Consider the following 19,055-nt stretch of genomic DNA (forward strand, 5'->3'; position numbering starts at 1 on the left):
GCCGTCGAGCGGCTCGTCGCCGCACCCAAGGACGTGAAGGGTGCGGTGACGCCGGTCTTCACGCTGCCGGGCCAGATCTTCCCGGTCCCCGCCTACTCGGACACCGGGCAGGGCGGCGAGGTCCTCGGCCAGCTGTACGGGTCCGGGGTCGCCACCAACATGAACAAGGAGTTCCGGTTCGGGTTCTTCGGCGGGCCCGGCACCATCGCCGACGACCAGACCGGCGCCGAGCTGAACGTGGTCTGGTACAGCCTGGCCAACGGGACCAGCGGCATCACCAGGCTGGACCAGAACAACAAGGTGATCCCGACCGTCATCTCCTCCGCCCCGCTGAACGTGGGCAGCGGCATGGTCGTCGGCGCCGTCTACGGCAACCTCAAGCACAAGGTGGGGCCGAAGGCCGAGGACGTCGTCACGAGCACCATCTGGTGGCCGAGCATGGGCATCGTGACGGCCTGACCGGGTACTGCTAGCCGCAGTCGCAGCTGCCCGCGCTCTCGCGGGTGTCCCACCAGCTGCCCCAGCGGTCCGAGAGGGCCGCGAACTCCTCGGCGCCCTGGCCGTAGGTGCTCACGATGACCTGAGCGCCTCCGCCGGGGCGCTGTGGGTTGCTGGGCAGGACACCGAGCACGAGCAGTCCCGGCCCCCACGCGTCCACGGTCAGTCCGAGTTGGGTGGGGGAGCGGAACCACACCGCGCCGCTCAGGGTGTCGCCGGTCGCGACCGTCGCCGAGTACCCGGAACCGGGGTCGCCCACGACGGTGTCCACCCCGAGCAGGTGCGCGGCGGTGACCCCGCCGGTCGGACCGTCCAGGTGCAGGGTGCGGCGCTCGGCGAGGTCGTGCCGCTCGAGGCCGAAGCGCAGCTGTTGCAGGAAGGTGGCCCAGCCCTCGGTGATGTCCTCGTACCAGTCGTCCCACTCCGGGTTCCCGCCCTTGGGCGCCCGGGTGATCCGCACCGTGGTGGTGCCGTTGCCCGGGGAGAGGGTGAACCGGTCGCCGCCCTGGAGGGTCAGGGTCCGCGCCGGCGCGTCCTCGCTGACGCCGTCGAAGTAGATCTGCGTGATCTCCTCGTCCAGGCCGTCCTCGCCGTCGTACTCCCAGCCGTGCCAGCGCCTGATCAGGGCCGGGTCGCGCAGGGCCTGCCAGACGAGGTCGGGCGCCGCGGCGACGGTGGCCTCGATCACGGGCTGCGGGTCCGTGGTCATCGCGGGTCCTCCGGGTCAGTCGTGGGCAGGGCGAAGGCCTCCGCGGCGGCGGCCACCGCGCGCGGGACCGCGTCGCTGCGGTCCGGGGCCAGGTCGTGCCCCTTGCCGTCGACCAGGACCAGCGTCGTCGGCGCGGTGACCAGTTCGAGGGCGGCGCGCAGCTCGTCCGGCGTGCCGAAGGAGTCGCGGGTGCCGTGCACGAACACGCAGGGGCAGCGCAGGTCGGGAAGGTGTGCGGTCCTTGCCTTCTCGGGCTTTCCCGGCGGGTGCAGCGGGTAGGAGAACAGCAGCAGGCCGTCGCAGGCCTGTGGGCGTTCCGCCGCCAGCATCGACGACTGCCGACCGCCGTAGGAGTGCCCGCCGAGCAGCAACGGTCCCGGCGCCAGCTCGCGGACCGCGTCGGCGGCCGCCGCGATCCCGGCCCGGTCCGCCTCGGCCCCGGACGGGTGCGGGGGACCCTTCGGCCGTCGTTGCCGGAACGGCAGGTCGTACCGCAGCACGAGCAGGCCCCGCGCCGCGAACTCGTCGCCTGCGCGTCGGAGCAGGGGAGCCTCGCAGTTGCCGCCGGCGCCGTGCGCCAGCAGCAGCGCGGCCACCGGCTCGCCGTCCGGGCGGTGCAGGTGACCGTGTACGCCGTCGCGCTCGAACAACTCGCTCATGGCGCCCAAACCTACGCCGTCACCGCGACGACGGGTGCGTGCTACTTGGCGACGGTGAGCAGGAACGCGACGTCCTCGAGCGCCTCGACGCTGTGCCGGGCCTGCGGGATGACCAGGAGGTCGCCCGCCGAGCCCTTCCAGGAGTTCTCGCCGACGACGAGGGACAGCGTCCCGCTCAGGACCAGCAGTGTGGCGTCTCCGGCGTTGTCGTGCTCGGCCAGGCCCTCGCCGGCGCGCAGCGCGACCACGGTCTGCCGGAGTGCGCGTGAATGGCCCCCGACGAGCGTCTGCGAACTGCGGCCGCTCGAGGCGGCGGCGGCGAGTTTGAGCTGTTGCCGCGCAACGGCGGTCAGCGACTTCTTGTCCATCTCGTGCCTCTCGGGGGTGGGTCTGTCACCTGCCCCAGCAGTATGACCCACGTCACGCAAAAGGGGGCCACAGGAGGGTAACGACTCAGCGTCGGACGTACGTGCGGAACCGGAAGCGGACGCCGTCCCGGCTGGAGGTCTGCCAGTCCCCGGTGTGATCGGGCGTCCACTCCGGGCCGATCGGCGGGGCGTAGGCGTCGCCCTCGACGTCCAGGTCGACCTCCGTCACCGCCAGTCGGTCGGCGAGAGGCAGTGCGGCGGAGTAGATCTGGCCGCCGCCGATGGCCCAGGTCTCGCCGTTGCCGGCCAGGGCCAGCGCGTCGGGCACCGAGTGCGCGGCCKCGGCGCCGKCGGCCGCCCACCGCGGGTCGCGGGTGACCACGATGTTGCGCCGGTCGCTGAACGGCCGGAACCGGGGCGGGATCGAGTCCCAGGTCTTGCGGCCCATCACCACCGGGTGGCCGGTGGTGACGTCCTTGAAGTAGGCCATGTCCTCGGGGATGCGCCACGGGATCGCGCCGTCGCGGCCGATCACCCCGGCCCGGTCCTGCGCCCAGATCAGACCCAGCACTAGACGGCCACCGGGGCCTTGATGGCCGGGTGGTGCCGGTAGCCGACGATCTCGACGTCCTCGAACTCGTAGTCGAAGATCGAGTCCCGCTTGCGCAGCTTCAGCGTCGGGTACTCGTAGGGCTCGCGGCTGAGCTGCTCGGCGACCTGCTCGGTGTGGTTGTCGTAGATGTGGCAGTCGCCGCCGGTCCAGATGAACTCGCCCACCTCGAGCCCGGCCTGCTGGGCCACCATGTGGGTGAGCAGCGCGTAGCTGGCGATGTTGAACGGCACCCCGAGGAACAGGTCGGCGCTGCGCTGGTAGAGCTGGCAGGAGAGCCTGCCGTCGGCGACGTAGAACTGGAAGAAGGCGTGGCAGGGCTGCAGAGCCATCGCATCGAGGTCGGCGACGTTCCAGGCCGAGACGATGATGCGCCTCGAGTCCGGGTTGGTCCGCAGGGTCTCGAGCACCTTGCTGATCTGGTCGATGTGCTCGCCGTCCGGCGTCGGCCAGGACCGCCACTGCACGCCGTAGACCGGACCCAGCTCGCCCTCGGGAGAGGCCCACTCGTCCCAGATGGTGACGCCGTGCTCGCGCAGCCACTCGACGTTGGACTCGCCGCGCAGGAACCACAGCAGCTCGTAGACGATGGACTTGAGGTGCACCTTCTTGGTGGTGATCAGCGGGAAGCCGTCGCGCAGGTCGAAGCGCATCTGGTGACCGAACAGGCTGCGGGTGCCGGTCCCGGTGCGGTCGGCCTTCGGCGTGCCGGTTTCCATGACCAGCCGCAGCAGGTCCTCGTACGGGGTGGCAACGGGGGCGGGCTGGGCAGTCACGCGCGCAAGCCTAATCGCCGCACATGGCGGCTGCGCCGCCCGTGCGCCCTTCCGGTAGCGGTTACCACCGGAAAGGCGCACGGGCGATAGCCTCGCCCTATGCGTGAGCTCCTCGTGATCGGCATCGGCGCCGGCGACCCCGACCAGGTGACGATCCAGGCCGTCAAGGCCATGAACAGGGCCGACGTCTTCTTTGTCATCGGCAAGGGTGACGAGAAGCAGGACCTGGTGGACCTGCGGATGGGCATCCTCGACGAGCACATGCGCGGGACCTACCGGGTGGTGGACATCACCGACCCGCCGCGGGATCGCACGCCGTCGGACTACCAGGGCGTCGTCGACGACTGGCACGACCGCCGGGCCGCGGTGTTCGAGGCCGAGTTCGCCGCCGTCGACGGGGTCGGCGCGATCCTGGTCTGGGGCGACCCCTCGCTCTACGACAGCACCCTGCGGATCGTCGAGCGGGTGCTCGCGCGCGGTGTGGTCGACTTCGACTACTCGGTGATCCCCGGCGTCACCAGCGTGCAGTCGCTGGCCGCGCAGCACCGGATCGTGCTCAATCGGATCGGCCGTCCCGTCCACATCACCACCGGGCGGCGGCTGCGCGAGGGCCTGCCCGACGGCGTGGACGACGCCGTGGTGATGCTCGACGCCGACTGCACCTTCACCCAGGTCCCGGGGGAGGACGCCGAGATCTGGTGGGGGGCCTACCTCGGGACCGAGGACGAGGTGCTGATCTCCGGGAACCTGCGGCAGGTGGAGGACGAGATCGTCCGCGTGCGCGCGGAGCTGCGGGAGCGCAAGGGCTGGATCATGGATACCTATCTGATCCGGCGCTGACGCCTTACGCTTGATCGCATGCCCGAACTGCCCGAGGTAGAGGCCCTGGCACAGTTCCTGCGCACCCATGCGGTGGGTGCGGTGATCGGGAGGGTGGACGTCGCGGCACTGAGCGTGCTCAAGACCTTCGACCCGCCGATCTCCACGCTGCCGGGCCGCGACGTGAGCGGCGCCGCCCGGTTCGGCAAGCACCTCGGCATCCGGTGTGGCGAGGAGGACGGGCTGTGGCTGATCATGCACCTGTCCCGCGCCGGCTGGCTGCGCTGGACCGACCACCCCAGCGAGACGCCGCCGAAGCCCGGAAAGGGGCCGCTGGCGCTGCGGATGCACTTCTTCGCCCCCGACGGCGGGACTCCGGCGTTCGACCTCACCGAGGCGGGCACCAAGAAGCGGCTCGCGGTGTGGCTGGTCCGGACGCCGGCCGAGGTGCCGACCATCGCCAAGCTGGGACCCGACGCCCTCGACGTCACCGAACCGGCGTTCGCGCAGCTGCTGTCGAAGACCGGCCAGCGGATCAAGTCCGCGCTCACCGACCAGAGCGTGCTCGCCGGGATCGGCAACGCCTACTCCGACGAGATCCTGCACGTGGCGCAGCTGTCGCCGTTCGCCACGGCCAACAAGCTCACCGACGAGCAGGTCGCCGCGCTGCACACCGCGATGCGGTCGGTGCTGACCGACGCGGTCACGCGCTCGGTGGGCCAGGACGCGGCGCGGCTCAAGGGGGAGAAACGCTCCGGCATGCGGGTGCACGCCCGGACCGGCCTGCCCTGCCCGGTGTGCGGGGACACGGTGCGCGAGGTGTCGTACGCGGAGCGTTCGTTCCAGTACTGCCCGACCTGCCAGACCGGCGGCAAGGTACTGGCGGACCGGCGGATGTCCCGACTGCTCAAGTGATTGCGCGCCGCTGACCGCTGACCGCTGACCGCTCAGCGCCGGTGCCGGTAGCCGATCCAGGCCCGCCGCCGCTCCGCGTCCGGGTCGTACTCGACGCGGGCGACGGTGTCGACGACCAGCGTCTCGCGTCGCTCGGCGGTGTAGCGCGGCCACGTCGGCCGGGGCTCGCCGTGCCGGGCGAAGTTCAGCCAGTGCGACTGCATGATCGAGGCGACCGCGCGCAACCCCTTCCGGCCGCCGAGGACGGTCGCCCCGCGTCCGAGCGGCAGGTCGGCGGCGTCGAACACCGCGAGCAGTTCGGTGCCGTGGGTGGCGCCGAACCCGGTGGCCCGCAGCAGGCGTGGCGCGAAGTCGTAGCGGTAGTCGTAGGTGGGCGCCACCTCCGCGTGGGCCTGGGCCACCAGCACGGACGGCTCCCAGAACGTGACGTCGCCGCCGAGTTGCACGGCGGCCGCGCGGTCCGGGTAGCCGGGATAGGCCGCCAGGATCCGGGCCTTCAGCGCCGGGTCGGTCTCGGCGAACATCTTCTCGATCCGGACCGGGTCGGTGGGGATGATGTCGAGGAACCGCGGAAACATCGTGCCCTCACGGGCATTGGTGCCGATGATCAACGGCACCCGGTGCTGGTGTCCGTCGGCGAAGGCGTCGAGCGGGTGCCGCGGCAGGAACTCGCCGTCGACCAGTGGGGCGAACGCGCGGGTGCCGGGTGCCTCGTCCGCGCCGCGGGCGGCGAGCGCGTCGCCCGCCCGGGTCAGGGTCTCGGGGCTCGCGGTGGTCAGCGCGGTGGCCGGGTCGTCGGAACCGCCGAGCAGTTCCAGGAACTCCGCCGCCCAGAGTCTCGATCGGTGCGGGCCGTACGCGGACGCGGCGGGCGGGCTCTGCGCGATCGCCCGGGCGAACAGTCCGCGCGCGGCGGGCGTGCACATCAGCGTGGTGACGGCGTTGGCGCCGGACGACTCCCCGAACACCGTGACGGCGTCGGGGTCGCCGCCGAACGCGGCGATGTTGCGCTGCACCCACTCCAGCGCGGCCACCTGGTCGCGCAGGCCCAGGTTCGAGTCGAAAGTGCGCTCCGGCGTGGAGTACTCGCCGAAGTCGAGGTAGCCCAGCGCGCCGAGCCGGTAGTTCAGGGACACGTACACGACGTGCCCGTTGCGGACCAGGCGCTCGCCGCGGTACAGCCGGGAGGAGGCCGACCCGCCGCTGTACGCGCCGCCGTGGATGAACACCATCACCGGCCTGGGGTTGATGCTGCGGGCGGACGGCGCCAGCACGTTCAGGGTCAGGCAGTCCTCGTCGGTGCCACCGTCGTGACGGCCGAACCGACCCGACTGCGGTGCGGCGGAACCGAACTCGAACGCCTCCAGGGCCTCCGGCCAGGGCGTCACCGGTTGCGGTGCCCGCAGTCGCAGCGCGCCGACCGGCGGCGCGGCGTAGGGGATCGCGCGCCAGGAGCGGAGCCCGCCCTGCTCGCGTCCGAGGACGTCGCCGGCGTCCGTCCGGACCAGCAGCGGGTCAGTCACGCCTGGCCTCGAGCAGCCGGAGCCACACCTCGCTGACGGTCGGGTAGGACGGGACGGCATGCCAGAGCGTGTCCATCGGCACGGCGCCCACCACGGCCACGGTCGCCGCGTGCACCAACTCCGCGACCTCGGTGCCGACGAAGGTGGCGCCCACCAGGGTGTCGGTGGCGCGGTCGATGACCAGCTTGGCGCGACCGGTGAAATCGTCTCGGGCCAAAGATGATCCGGCCACCGCGATCGGCACCTCGACGGTCTCCACGTCGAGTCCGTCGGCGCGGGCACGGCGTTCGGTGCGTCCGACGGAGGCCACCTCGGGGTCAGTGAAGACCACCTGCGGAACCTGGTCGTGGTCGGCGTGCGCGGTGAAGCGCGGGCCGTCCAGGCCGCGGCCGTCCGCGCGGGCCGCGATCACGTCCCCGCACACGCGGGCCTGGTACTTGCCCATGTGGGTGAGCGGCGCCCGGCCGTTGACGTCGCCGACCGCGTAGAGCCACTGTCCCGCAGCGCCTTCCACGGTCAGATGCTCGTCGGTGGCGACATGTCCGGCACCGGTGGCCACCACACCCGCCTCGGAGAGCCCCAACGACGCGGTCGCGGGAACACGGCCGGCCGCGACGATCACCTCGTCCACGACCAGCGGCTCGCCGTCGACGACCAGGGTGACCGGCCCGCCGTGGACGCGTCCGATGCCGGTGTCCTCCGGGTCCTCGCGCTCGACTGACTGCAGCCGTGCCCCGAACCGCACGCTGGCCCCGGCCTCTCGCAGCGACCGCGTGACCAGTTCGCCGGCAAAGGGTTCCGCGGACGCGAGCAGCGCGTCGCCGCGGACGAGCAGCGTCAGCTCGCGGACCCCGAGGGCGAGCATCCAGTTCGCGCACTCGGTGGCCACCACGCCGCCGCCGATGATCGCGACCCGGGCGGGCACCTCCCGCAGGTTGGTGGCGTCGCGGGAGGTCCACGGCAGCGCCTCCGCGAGGCCGGGGAGCGGCGGCACCGCGGCCGTGCTCCCGGTGGCCAGCACCACCGCGGTGCGGGCCCGCAACGTGCGGGTAGGCCGGTCCGGCCGCGAGACGAGCACGGTCCGTTCGCCGGTGAGCGAGCCCGCCCCGCGGATCACGTCGATTCCCGCGGACTCCGCCCAGGACACCTGGCCGGAGTCGTCGTGGTTGTTGGTGATGGCGTCGCGCCTGCGCAGCACCGCGGGCACGTCGAGCCGGCCGATGCCGACCAGGCCGCGGACCCCCGGCATGGCGCGGGCGGAGCCGAGCACCTCCGCGGGCCGGAGCAGTGCCTTGCTGGGCATGCACGCCCAGTACGAGCACTCGCCGCCGACCAGTTCGTGCTCGACGATTGCCGCGGTGCGAGATGATCCGGCGATGGCGTAGGCGGCCGCGTTCTCCCCGGCGGGCCCCCCGCCGATCACGATGACGTCGTATTCGTCTGTCGTGGTGGTCATGGGTTCCACCGTAATGGCAGGGTGGGCACCCGTGAGCGCAACGCGGCAGACCCGCACCCGCATCCTGATCAGTGGCGCGAGCTCGGGGCTCGGTGCCGAGATGGCCCGGCAGTTCGCCGCGCAGGGCCGCGACCTGGCGCTTTGTGCCCGGCGGGTGGACGCGCTCGAGGCGCTGCGGGCGCAGTTGCTGGCCGCGCACCCGTCGGTCACCGTCGCGGTCCGCGCCCTGGACGTCAACGACCACGCCGCGGTTCGCAGGGTCTTCGGCGAACTGGACGACGAGCTCGGCGGGATCGACAGGTTCGTGGTCAACGCGGGTCTCGGCAAGGGCGCGGTGATCGGCTCGGGCCGGCCGGAGATGAATCTCGAGACCGCGCAGACCAATTTCGTCGGCGCGCTGGCGCAGACGGAGGCGGCGATGGAACTGCTGCGGGCCCGCGGCGCCGGGCACCTGGTGCTGGTGTCGTCGATGAGCGCGGTGCGCGGGATGCCCAAGGCGCAGACCGCGTACTCGGCGAGCAAGGCGGCGGTCGCCGCGATGGGCGAGGGCCTGGCGACCGAACTGGCGGGCAGCGACATCGTGGTCACCACGATCCTGCCCGGTTACATCCGCACGCCGATCAACGAGAAGGTCGCCAAGACGCCGCTGATGGCGGACACCGTCGCGGGGGTGCGGTCGATGGTGGCCGCGATCGAGCGGGAACCGCGTCGCGCGGTGGTGCCTGGATGGCCGTGGCGGCCGATCGAGCTGCTGCTGCGGGTGCTGCCGGCCCGGCTGACCGGGCGGTTCATGTAGCGGCGGGTGGGCTCAGCCGAAGCTCCCGTGCCGGCCCGCGCCGGACGCGAAGCGGGCCGCGCCGGACAGCGCGTCGGCCTGCAGCGAGACCAGCCCCCGCTCGAACTCAGAGCGCAGGGCCGCGTCCTCGTCGAGTCCCTCCTGCTCGAGCAGCGACAACCGGTCCTGGCGCAGGCAGGTCTGCGGGAACGCGGCCAGTTCGGCGGCCAGTTTCTCCGCCTCGGCCCGGGCCTGGCCGACCGGGACCACCCGGTTCACCAGGCCCATCGACAGGGCCTCCTGCGCGTCGACCGGACGGCCGGTGAGCACCAGGTCCATGGCCCGGCTGGCGCCGATCAACCGCGGCAGGCGCACGGTGCCGCCGTCGATCAACGGGACGCCCCATCGCCGGCAGAACACCCCGAGGACCGCGTCCTCCTCGGCGATGCGCAGGTCGCACCACAGCGCCAGTTCGAGCCCGCCGGCCACCGCGTGCCCGGCGATCGCCGCGATCACCGGCTTGCCCAGTCGCATCCGGGTCGGTCCCATCGGGCCGTCGCCGTCCCGGTCCAGCCGGTTGGAGTCCGGCGTGCCGAGGGCCTTGAGGTCGGCTCCGGCACAGAAGGTTCCGCCGTCGCCGTGCAGCACCCCCACCGACGCGTCGGTGTCGGCGTCGAAGGCGGTGAAGGCGTCCACCAGTGCGGCGGCGGTGGGGCCGTCGACGGCGTTGCGGGCCGCGGGACGGTTCAGGACGACGGTGGTGACGGCGCCGCGGCGCTCGACGCGCACTCCGGCGGGCTCACTGAGCGCACTCATGTCCCGACGTTACGCCCGCTCGTGGAGGTGCACAGTCGAATCTCGGGATACTGGCGCATACTGGAAGTTCAGTACCGCTGTCTCGCGGGGCAGCGCCAATTTTCCGTGTGGAGCACGCCATGGTTCCGAGCACGCAGTGGAGTACCTGGGGAAGTGAGATCGAGGTGCGCGTCACCGAGGGGGCGGCCCTCGGATGCGCCGCGGACATCGTGTCCGCCGCCTTGGCGGACGTCCGCGCGGCCTGCGACCTCACGCGAGGCGACGCCGAGATCCACGCGGTCAACATGGCGCAGGGCGTGCCGGTCCAGGCCAGCAGGCGCCTGCTCGCACTGATCCGCTCGGCGCTGTGGGCTGCGCGGATGACCGGCGGCGCGGTCTCGCCGCTCTCGCGCGAGCCGGTGGACCCGGCTCGGGTGCCGTCCATTCACCTGGAGCCGACCTTCGCCGACGTCCGGGTCACCGGGGACACCGTCTTCGCCCCGTTCGGGGTCTGCCTGGACATCACCGGCACCGCCAAGGCCGGGACGGCACACGAGGCCGCCCGGGTGGCGGCCACCTCGCTCGAGTGCGGGGTGCTGGTCCGGGTCGGCGACGTCGTCGCCACGGCAGGGCACTGTCCGATCGGGGGCTGGCAGGTCGATATCGGGGCGAGCGCAGCGACGGGGAATTTCACCGCCGCCGGTACCTGCGTCGAGGTGCTCACCGGGACCGCGCTGGCCCGCGCCCGTGCGGCGGTGCCGGGGCCGGACGTCGCGGACGCCGGCCTCGAGACGGTCACGGTGATCGCGGAGGACGGGCTGTGGGCCTACGCCGCCGCGGCGGCCGCGCTGGGCCGGGGCGTGGCGGCACTGCGGTGGCTGGCCGAGAACGACCTCGCGGGCCGGGTGGCGTACCGGCGGGGGAGCGTGCGCACCACCGAGGCGTGGACGCACCTGTCCCCGCACGGCCACGTCGCCTGACCGAGCGGCGTCAGACGAGTCGGCCGCGCCGGCCCCGGTACCAGCTGATCAACGTGTCGGTCGACGAATCGCCCTGTGAGGTAGGCGCTTCGGCGTCGGTGAGCAGTGGCTCGAGTTCGAGCGCCTGGGTCTTGCCGAGCTCGACGCCCCACTGGTCGAAGGAGTCGATGCCGAACACCACGCCCTCTACGAACACCTGGTGCTCGTAGAGGGCGATCAGCTGACCGAGCACCGACGGCGTCACCTTCGGCGCGAGAATGGTGGTCGACGGACGGTTTCCGGGCATCACCTTGTGCGGCACCAGTTCCGGTGCGGTGCCCTCGGCCGCGATCTCCTCGGCGGTCTTGCCGAACGCCAGCACCTTGGTCTGCGCGAAGAGGTTGCTCATCAGGATGTCGTGCATGCTGCCGGTGCCGTCGAGCGTCGGCAGGTCGTCGGTGGGCTCGGCGAACCCGATGAAGTCCGCGGGCGAGAGCCGGGTGCCCTGGTGCAGCAGTTGGTAGAAGGCGTGCTGGCCGTTGGTGCCCGGCTCGCCCCAGAAGATCTCGCCCGTCGGGGTGCTCACCGGGGACCCGTCGCAGCGGACCGACTTGCCGTTGGACTCCATGGTGAGCTGCTGCAGGTACGCCGCGAACCGGCCGAGGTCGTTCGAATAGGGCAGCACCGCACGGGAATCCGCGTCGAAGAAGCTCGAGTACCAGACGCCGATCAGGCCGAGCAGGGCCGGCGCGTTCCGCTCCAGCGGCGTCTCGGCGAAGTGCCGGTCGATGGTGTGGAAGCCGGAGAGGAACTCGGCGAACGCCTCCTTGCCGACGACGGCCATCAGCGAGAGCCCGATCGCCGAGTCCACCGAGTACCGCCCGCCGACCCAGTCCCAGAAGCCGAACATGTTGGCGGTGTCGATGCCGAAGTCGGCCACCCGCTGCTCGTGGGTGGACACCGCGACGAAGTGCTTGGCGACGGCGTCGTCGCCGAGGGCGGCGGTCAGCCAGCGGCGGGCCGCGGTCGCGTTGGTGAGCGTCTCGAGGGTGGAGAAGGTCTTCGAGGCGACGATGAACAGCGTCGTCGCCGGGTCCAGGCCGGCCAGCTTGCTGACCAGGTCGGCGGGGTCGATGTTGGAGACGAAGCGGGCGGCGACGCCGGCGTTCGCGTAGTGCCGCAGCGCGCGGTACGCCATCACCGGGCCGAGGTCGGAGCCGCCGATGCCGATGTTGACCACGGTGGTGATCCGCTCGCCGGTGGCGCCGCGCCACTCGCCGGACCGGAGCCGGTCGGTGAACTCGCCCATCCGGGCGAGCACCGCGTGCACGTCGGCGACCACGTCCTGGCCGTCGACCGTCAGCGTCGCGTCCGCGGGCAGTCGCAGGGCCGTGTGCAGCACCGCCCGGTCCTCGGAGGAGTTGACGTGGTCGCCGCGCAGCATCGCGTCCCGGCGTTCCTCGACCCCGGCCGTGCGGGCCAGCTCGACCAACAGCCGCAGCGTCTCCCGGCTGACCCGGTGCTTGCTGTAGTCGATGTAGAGGTCTCCCGCGGTCAGGGTGAGCTCGCGACCACGCACCGGGTCCTCGGCGAAGAACTCGCGCAGGTGGGTGGACGCGACCAGGTCGTGGTGCGCGCGCAACTCCTGCCAGGCGGCCGTACCGGTGATGTCGAGGCTCATGCAGCGAGCCTAGTGGGGCGGGGCAGGGTACGCCGACCTACTTCCGACTGTCGAGACCCCTTGATCGATCGTGTGACGTAGTGCCGCTTCGGTTTCGCCGAGTGCGCAGCCGCCGGGGTGTCGGCCCGGGAGCCGCGACGGGAGGGGACACTCGGCGGGCCGCACGGCCTGACGCGGCGGCCCGGGGCGGGCAGTATGGAGGCCATGGACGAGCGAGCATTGATCGATTCGGTCCCCACCAAGCTCTGGATCGGCGGCAAGCAGGTCGACGCGGAGGGCGGTGCCACGTTCACCGTGCGCAACCCCGCGACCGGCGAGCCGCTGGCCACCGTCGCGGACGCCTCCCCGGCCGACGGGCTGCGGGCGCTCGACGCCGCGGTCGAGGCCCAGGCGGCGTGGGCCACCACCCCCGCGCGGCAGCGGGCCGAGGTGCTGCGGGCGCTGTTCGAGGCCGTCACCGCCCGCGCCGACGACCTCGCCCTCCTGATGACCCTGGAGATGGGCAAGGTGCTCGCCGAGAGCCGCGGCGAGGTGGCGTACGGCGCCGAGTTCTTCCGGTGGTTCAGCGAGGAGGCGGTGCGCATCGGCGGCCGGTACACGCCCGCACCCGCCGGCACCGGCCGGATCCTGGTCGACAAGATGCCGGTCGGGCCGTGCCTGGCGATCACCCCGTGGAACTTCCCGCTGGCCATGGGCACCCGCAAGATCGGTCCGGCGCTGGCCGCCGGCTGCACGATGATCGTCAAGCCGGCCGCCGAGACCCCGCTGACGATGCTGCTGCTCGGTCAGCTGTGCGCCGACGCCGGCGTTCCCGACGGCGTGCTCGCGGTGCTGCCGACCTCCCGGGCGGGGGCGCTGACCGCGCCGCTGCTCGCGGACCCGAGGCTGCGCAAGCTCACCTTCACCGGGTCGACCGGCGTCGGGAAGGCGCTGCTCGCGCAGTCCGCGACCGGGCTGCTGCGGACCTCGATGGAACTCGGCGGCAACGCCCCGTTCGTGGTGTTCGACGACGCCGACCTGGACGCGGCGGTGGACGGCGCCATGCTCGCGAAGCTGCGCAACGGGGGCGAGGCCTGCACCGCGGCCAACCGCTTCCACGTGCAGAACTCGGTGCGTGAGGAGTTCGGTGCCCGGCTCACCGAGCGGATGCGGGCGATGACGCTCGGGCCGGGCACCGACCCGGACGCAAAGCTCGGCCCGTTGATCAACCCGGACCAGGTGGCGACGGTGCGCGAGCTGGTCGGTGACGCCGTCGACCGGGGCGCGGTGCTGCGCCTCGGCGGGGTCGAACCTGCCGGTCCCGGCTACTTCTACCCGGCCACGGTGCTCACCGAGGTGCCGGCCGACGCCCGGATCCTGCGCGAGGAGGTGTTCGGCCCGGTCGCCGCGATCCACGGCTTCGAGACCGAGGCCGACGGCATCGCCGCCGCCAACGACACCGAGTACGGCCTGGCCGCGTACATCTACACCCGGGACCTGGACCGGGCGCTGCGGGTGGCGTCGGCGCTCGAGGCCGGGATGGTCGGGGTGAACCGGGGAGTGATCTCCGACGCCGCCGCGCCGTTCGGCGGGGTCAAGTCCTCCGGCTTCGGCCGGGAGGGCGGCATCGAGGGGATCGACGAGTACCTGGAGACCAAGTACATCGCGCTGCAGTAGCGCGCCGCGGGCCCGGACGGCCCGCGGCGGCCGCCGGACGCCATCCGGGTGCGGCCGATGATCTGGGAGACCTCGCTGCGCCGCTTGATGGCCGCGAGGATCTCGGCGTCGAGCCGGTCGATCTCCTTGCGCAGTTCGTCGATCTCCGCCTCGCTGGTGGGCAGGTCGGCGTCGGACGCGTCGGCGGAAACTGGGGTGCCCATGTGATGTTCTCCTCGTGTCGGCCACATTTTCTCACGCGGAGATGCCGGTGGCCACGACCGGCCCCCATCCGGGCACCTCCTTGTCGGTCCACGCCGGTAGCGTTGAGAGGCGATGAACACTTTCTCTGCAGCAGGTCAGGCGGACACCCGCACCTCCACGACGGCGCTCCTCGAGGGGCTCAACGCGCAGCAGCGTGAGGCCGTGGTGCACGCGGGCTCCCCGCTGCTCATCGTGGCCGGCGCCGGCTCGGGGAAGACCGCGGTGCTGACCAGGCGGATCGCCTACCTGCTGGCCGAACGGGACGTCTCGCCCGGGCAGGTGCTGGCGATTACGTTCACCAACAAGGCGGCCGCGGAGATGCGCGAGCGGGTGGCGCAGCTGGTCGGGCCGCGGGCCCGGAACATGTGGGTCTCCACCTTCCACTCCAGCTGCGTGCGGATCCTGCGGATGCAGTCGGCGTTGCTGCCCGGGCTCAACTCGAACTTCACCATCTACGACGCGGACGACTCGCGCCGGCTGCTGACGATGATCTCCAAGGACCTGGAGATCGACACCAAGCGGTACTCGGCGCGGCTGCTGGCCACCCACATCTCGAACCTCAAGAACGAGCTGATCGGCCCGGAGCGGGCGGCCGCCGACGCGGACAAGGACCCCAACGAGCTGGTCCGTCTGGTCGCCACGGTGTACGGCCACTACCAGGCCCGGCTGCGCTCGGCCAACGCCATGGACTTCGACGACCTGATCGGCGAGACGGTCGCGCTGCTGCAGAACTACCCGCAGGTCGCCGAGTACTACCGGCGCCGGTTCCGGCACGTGCTGGTGGACGAGTACCAGGACACCAACCACGCCCAGTACGTGCTGGTGCGCGAACTGGTCGGGGCGGCCGGGGAGTCGGCGGACCCGACGGTGGAGCCGGCCGAGCTGTGCGTGGTGGGCGACGCGGACCAGTCGATCTACGCCTTCCGGGGCGCCACCATCCGAAACATCGAGGAGTTCGAGCGGGACTACCCCGACGCCCGGACCATCCTGCTCGAGCAGAACTACCGGTCGACGCAGAACATCCTGTCCGCGGCCAACGCGGTGATCTCGCGCAACACCGGCCGCCGGGACAAGCGGCTGTGGACCGACTCCGGCGAGGGCGAGCTGATCACCGGGTACGTCGCGGACAACGAGCACGACGAGGCGTCGTTCGTGGCGTCGGAGATCGACAGGCTGGTCGACGCCGGCGAGGCGAAGTTCGGCGACGTCGCGGTGTTCTACCGCACCAACAACTCGTCCCGGGCGTTGGAGGAGATCTTCATCCGGCTCGGGCTGCCGTACAAGGTGGTCGGCGGCGTGCGCTTCTACGAGCGCAAGGAGGTCCGCGACATCGTCGCGTACCTGCGGGTGCTGGCGAACCCGGACGACACCGTCAGCCTGCGCCGCATCCTCAACACCCCGCGCCGCGGGATCGGCGACCGCGCCGAGGCCTGTGTCGCGGTGCACTCGGAGCAGCGCGGCATCGGTTTCGCCCGGGCCCTGCAGGACGCGGTCGACGGCACCGTCCCGCTGCTGAACACCCGATCGCAGAAGGCCATTGCCGCGTTCGCCGAGATGATGGACGGCATCCGCGAGTCCATGACGCTGGACGAGAACGGCCTGATCGACATCGGCGAGGTGGTCGAGGCGGTGCTCGACCGCACCGGCTACCGCGCCGAACTCGAGGCCAGCAGCGACCCCCAGGACGGTGCCCGTCTCGACAACCTCAACGAACTGGTCAGCGTGGCAAGGGAATTCAGTTCCGACGCGCGCAACGCTGCCGGGCTGGAGCCGGAGCCGGAGGTCGACGAGTCGCTCGAGGGCGCCGCGGCGGCCGCCGAGGTCGACGACCTCAACCCCGGCGAGGGCGAACCCGATCCGGGGTCGCTGGCCGCGTTCCTCGAGCGGGTGTCGTTGGTCGCGGACTCGGACCAGTTGCCGGACAACGGCGACGGCGTGGTCACCCTGATGACCCTGCACACCGCCAAGGGCCTCGAGTTCCCGGTGGTGTTCGTGACCGGCTGGGAGGACGGCCAGTTCCCGCACATGCGGGCCCTCGGCGACCCCGCCGAGCTGTCGGAGGAGCGCCGGCTGGCGTACGTCGGCATCACCCGGGCGCGCCAGCGGCTGTACCTGACCCGCGCGGTGATGCGGTCGGCGTGGGGCCAGCCGATCACCAACCCGGAGTCACGGTTCCTGCAGGAGATCCCGACGGACCTGCTGCACTGGCGTCGCGAGGACCCGGGGCCCGGGGGCGGAGCCATCGGCGGCGGACGTCCGCGGGGCGGCCAGGGCTACGGCGGCAGCTACGGAAGCGGCGGGTACGGCGGCGGGTCCGGTTCGGGGTACGGCAGCGGCTCCGCCAACGCGACCCCCAGCTTCGGCGCCCCCCGTGGGCGCAACAACCACCTGGTGCTGGCGGTCGGGGACCGGGTCAGCCACGACAAGTACGGCCTGGGCACGGTGCTCGAGGTCAAGGGCGCCGGGCCGACCGCGACGGTGACCGTCGACTTCGGGTCCGCGGGCAAGGTGCGGCTGATGCTCATCGGTGGCGTCCCGATGATCAAGCTCTAGCCCGGGACATGCGAAACGGGCCGCCTCCCGAGGGAGGCGGCCCGTTTTCGTGGTCTCGAGGTTCTGGTCTGTCTGGGTTCTGACGTTGTCGGACGTCAGTCGCGCTCGACGCCGAGGCTGATGCCCCGCGAGGCCAGCCAGGGCAGCGGGTCGATCTTGTTCTCGCCGGCCAGGTGCACCTCGAAGTGCAGGTGCGGGCCGGTGGAGAAGCCGCGGTTGCCCATCCGGGCGATCTGGTCGCCGGCCATGACGTGCTGGCCGACCGACACGTTGGACGAGTCGATGTGGCCGTAGACGGTGATGGTTCCGTCGGCGTGCAGCAGGCGAACCCACATGCCGAAGCCCTGTGCGGGGCCGGAGTCGATGACCTCGCCGTCGGCGACCGCGTAGATCGGGGTGCCGATGGCGTTCGCGATGTCGACGCCGGCGTGCAGCGTGCCCCAGCGGGCACCGAAGTTCGAGGTGAAGGAGCCGACGGCGGGCAGGGCGAAGAGCGGTCGACGGGCGGCTGCCTCGCGGGCGGCGCGTTCCTCGGTGAACCGCTGGCCCTTGGCGAGCAGGTTCGAGAACTGGCCGAGGTCTGCCGGGTCGGCGACGTTGAGCACCTGCGGTGCCTGCGACGGGGCGGCGGCGTCGGTGATGCCGGTGGCGGCGGTGCCGCCGAACTGGGCGGCCTGCGGCTCGGCGGTGGCGCCGATGTTCGACTCGCTGTCCGCGGCGAGTGCGACCTGGGCGTTCTGGCCCGGGGCGTCGGTGAGAGCGGACTGGCCGGCGACCGCGACGGCGCCGGCGGCGACCGCGAGCACCGCGGCGCGGCCCTTGAGGGCGGAGGGGGGAGTGGGGATCCGGTGCGCTCCACCGCGTCGAGCGGGAGCTGCGAGATCCGAGGAGAAGGCGTCGAACTGGTCGGGCGGGGTGGAGAGGTGACTCGTCGTGGCGGGGATCTCGACATCCGAGAGCCCCGTGTAACGCTGGGCCGAGTTCTGCGAATACGGGTAAGCGGGTAGGTCTTCCGGTTCCGGCTGCGCGACGAACCGATTCGTGGAGGAAGTGCGGTGTTTAGACAAAACCTGCGACCTTCCTCGTTCGTGACCTGCCTGTGACTTTGACCGAAGCGACGGTAACGAAACGGTCGCAGTGGCCGCAACTCTTCGGCCCCCTCCCGGGCCATATGTGACATCTGTCACAGAATGGTCACGGTGGCCTATCGACGTGATTCGGCGCCCTCCGGCACTACCGTCGGACCCCGTGTCGTCCTCACTTCAGGCCAGGCCTTCCGTCCCGGTCGCTCCCCGGCGGTCCACGGCGTCCGCTGCAGTCGCCGTCGGGCTGATCGGTGCCGTCTTCCTCGCCGTCGCCCCAGTGCTCGTGGTGGCGGGTCCGTCCGCCGGGGAGGCGGTGACGGCCGCCGCGATCGTGGCCGCGGTGTGCGCCGCCGCCGCGCCCGTGCTGGCGCTGCTGGCGCTGCTCCGCCGACGCCCCGCCGCCGCGGGCGCGCTGCTGGCCGGTGCCGGCGCGGTGGCCCTCGGGCTCGCCGTCATGGACCTGCAGTTGTGGGCGTCGCCGATCGACGCGAACCGGCTCGAACTCTTCCGCCCACTCACCGCCGCTCGTCTCGACGCGGGCCCGGGTGCCGTCGCGGTGCTGCTGGGACACGGGCTCGCGGTCCTCGCGGGCGTGCTCGGCATGGTGACGGTCGCGCGGGCCGCCGAGGCGGACGGCTACGGCCGCAGCGACTACCCGGATCACGACGGCGCCGCGGTCGGCCGTCGCATCGGGGCCCCGCTTTCCGCGGCCGCGGCGACTGCCGCGCTGATCCTGGCGGCCGCGCTCTGCGCCGCGCCCCTGCACTCCGCCGACCCGGTGCTGCTGATGCGTCCGCTGCTGGGTTCGCCCGCCGCCACCGCGATCGGCACCGCGCTGGTGGCGGTCGCGGTGCTGGTGGTGGTCGCGGCGGCGCTGGTGTCCGTCTCGCCCGCGGTCGCGTCGGGCGCGCTGCTCGGCGCCGCCACCGCCGCGCTGGGGCTGGCCGGGTCGAGGCTGGTGGCGGGCCTGGTGGC

Annotated in this window: 17 protein-coding genes and 2 pseudogenes; 8 read left to right on the forward strand and 11 right to left on the reverse strand. The window is 72.2% G+C overall.

Annotation, left to right across the window (positions count from 1 at the left end; translation table 11 throughout):
* The coding region (locus tag AC1DWC_RS09830) for a Tat pathway signal protein (RefSeq protein ID WP_477907565.1) at window positions 1–459 on the forward strand (459 nt) is incomplete at its 5' end.
* A gap of 10 nt (window positions 460–469) precedes the next feature.
* On the opposite strand, the gene AC1DWC_RS09835 is transcribed toward AC1DWC_RS09830, so the two are convergent.
* The 5 genes from AC1DWC_RS09835 to AC1DWC_RS09855 form a co-directional block, all read right to left on the reverse strand.
* Window positions 470–1,207 (reverse strand): SRPBCC family protein, encoded by a 738-nt coding sequence (locus AC1DWC_RS09835; protein WP_477907567.1) that lies wholly within the window; start codon window positions 1,205–1,207, stop codon window positions 470–472.
* Window positions 1,204–1,866, reverse strand: coding sequence for an alpha/beta hydrolase family protein (locus AC1DWC_RS09840; RefSeq protein WP_477836949.1), 663 nt, complete (start codon window positions 1,864–1,866; stop codon window positions 1,204–1,206). Before AC1DWC_RS09840 ends, AC1DWC_RS09835 begins: the two co-directional genes overlap by 4 nt.
* 41 nt (window positions 1,867–1,907) lie before the next feature.
* Complete coding sequence (locus tag AC1DWC_RS09845) at window positions 1,908–2,234, reverse strand: cupin domain-containing protein (RefSeq protein ID WP_072842896.1); 327 nt, start codon at window positions 2,232–2,234, stop codon at window positions 1,908–1,910.
* Between the two features lie 85 nt (window positions 2,235–2,319).
* Window positions 2,320–2,805 carry a dihydrofolate reductase gene (locus AC1DWC_RS09850; protein WP_477907569.1) on the reverse strand — a complete coding sequence of 162 codons (486 nt, stop codon included), beginning with the start codon at window positions 2,803–2,805 and terminating at the stop codon, window positions 2,320–2,322.
* Window positions 2,805–3,563, reverse strand: a complete 759-nt coding sequence (locus tag AC1DWC_RS09855) for a thymidylate synthase (RefSeq protein ID WP_477837426.1) — start codon at window positions 3,561–3,563, stop codon at window positions 2,805–2,807. Before AC1DWC_RS09855 ends, AC1DWC_RS09850 begins: the two co-directional genes overlap by 1 nt.
* Before the next feature lie 156 nt (window positions 3,564–3,719).
* On the opposite strand from AC1DWC_RS09855, the gene cobF reads away from it, so the two are divergent.
* Together cobF and AC1DWC_RS09865 are read left to right on the forward strand one after the other, a co-directional pair.
* Window positions 3,720–4,460: a precorrin-6A synthase (deacetylating) gene (gene cobF / locus AC1DWC_RS09860; RefSeq protein WP_072842893.1), complete on the forward strand. Its 741-nt coding sequence runs from the start codon at window positions 3,720–3,722 to the stop codon at window positions 4,458–4,460.
* 18 nt (window positions 4,461–4,478) lie between these two features.
* Window positions 4,479–5,354 (forward strand): Fpg/Nei family DNA glycosylase, encoded by an 876-nt coding sequence (locus AC1DWC_RS09865; RefSeq protein WP_477907571.1) that lies wholly within the window; start codon window positions 4,479–4,481, stop codon window positions 5,352–5,354.
* 32 nt (window positions 5,355–5,386) lie between these two features.
* Here AC1DWC_RS09865 and AC1DWC_RS09870 read toward each other — a convergent pair whose 3' ends face one another.
* Window positions 5,387–6,937: a carboxylesterase/lipase family protein gene (locus AC1DWC_RS09870; RefSeq protein WP_477907573.1), complete on the reverse strand. Its 1,551-nt coding sequence runs from the start codon at window positions 6,935–6,937 to the stop codon at window positions 5,387–5,389.
* Complete coding sequence (locus AC1DWC_RS09875) at window positions 6,870–8,333, reverse strand: dihydrolipoyl dehydrogenase family protein (RefSeq protein WP_477907575.1); 1,464 nt, start codon at window positions 8,331–8,333, stop codon at window positions 6,870–6,872. Before AC1DWC_RS09875 ends, AC1DWC_RS09870 begins: the two co-directional genes overlap by 68 nt.
* A gap of 31 nt (window positions 8,334–8,364) precedes the next feature.
* Between AC1DWC_RS09875 and AC1DWC_RS09880 the strand changes: the two genes are divergently transcribed.
* Window positions 8,365–9,129 (forward strand): SDR family oxidoreductase, encoded by a 765-nt coding sequence (locus tag AC1DWC_RS09880; RefSeq protein WP_477907577.1) that lies wholly within the window; start codon window positions 8,365–8,367, stop codon window positions 9,127–9,129.
* A gap of 12 nt (window positions 9,130–9,141) precedes the next feature.
* Here the strand turns inward: AC1DWC_RS09880 and AC1DWC_RS09885 are convergent, their stop codons facing one another.
* Complete coding sequence (locus tag AC1DWC_RS09885; protein ID WP_477907579.1) at window positions 9,142–9,924, reverse strand: crotonase/enoyl-CoA hydratase family protein; 783 nt, start codon at window positions 9,922–9,924, stop codon at window positions 9,142–9,144.
* A 119-nt stretch (window positions 9,925–10,043) separates the two neighbouring features.
* Here AC1DWC_RS09885 and AC1DWC_RS09890 point away from each other — a divergent pair, with 119 nt between their 5' ends.
* Window positions 10,044–10,883 (forward strand): FAD:protein FMN transferase, encoded by an 840-nt coding sequence (locus tag AC1DWC_RS09890; RefSeq protein WP_477836935.1) that lies wholly within the window; start codon window positions 10,044–10,046, stop codon window positions 10,881–10,883.
* Between the two features lie 10 nt (window positions 10,884–10,893).
* Here AC1DWC_RS09890 and pgi read toward each other — a convergent pair whose 3' ends face one another.
* Complete coding sequence (gene pgi, locus AC1DWC_RS09895) at window positions 10,894–12,543, reverse strand: glucose-6-phosphate isomerase (protein ID WP_477907581.1); 1,650 nt, start codon at window positions 12,541–12,543, stop codon at window positions 10,894–10,896.
* Window positions 12,544–12,747: 204 nt separating this feature from the next.
* On the opposite strand from pgi, the gene AC1DWC_RS09900 reads away from it, so the two are divergent.
* Window positions 12,748–14,199 (forward strand): NAD-dependent succinate-semialdehyde dehydrogenase, encoded by a 1,452-nt coding sequence (locus AC1DWC_RS09900; RefSeq protein WP_477907583.1) that lies wholly within the window; start codon window positions 12,748–12,750, stop codon window positions 14,197–14,199.
* Here the strand turns inward: AC1DWC_RS09900 and AC1DWC_RS09905 are convergent.
* Window positions 14,157–14,402: pseudogene (locus AC1DWC_RS09905) on the reverse strand (chorismate mutase); the annotation flags it as partial. The gene AC1DWC_RS09900 and the pseudogene AC1DWC_RS09905 overlap by 43 nt on opposite strands.
* 112 nt (window positions 14,403–14,514) lie before the next feature.
* On the opposite strand from AC1DWC_RS09905, the gene AC1DWC_RS09910 reads away from it, so the two are divergent.
* Window positions 14,515–16,995 carry a UvrD-helicase domain-containing protein gene (locus tag AC1DWC_RS09910; protein WP_477907585.1) on the forward strand — a complete coding sequence of 827 codons (2,481 nt, stop codon included), beginning with the start codon at window positions 14,515–14,517 and terminating at the stop codon, window positions 16,993–16,995.
* A 95-nt stretch (window positions 16,996–17,090) separates the two neighbouring features.
* Here the strand turns inward: AC1DWC_RS09910 and AC1DWC_RS09915 are convergent, their stop codons facing one another.
* On the reverse strand, window positions 17,091–17,939 hold the full coding sequence (locus AC1DWC_RS09915) for a M23 family metallopeptidase (RefSeq protein ID WP_477907609.1): 849 nt from the start codon (window positions 17,937–17,939) through the stop codon (window positions 17,091–17,093).
* Window positions 17,940–18,243: 304 nt separating this feature from the next.
* On the opposite strand from AC1DWC_RS09915, the pseudogene AC1DWC_RS09920 reads away from it, so the two are divergent.
* A pseudogene (locus tag AC1DWC_RS09920) lies at window positions 18,244–19,055 on the forward strand (hypothetical protein); the annotation flags it as partial.

This window comes from Rhodococcus sp. P4_C10, from assembly GCF_056402135.1.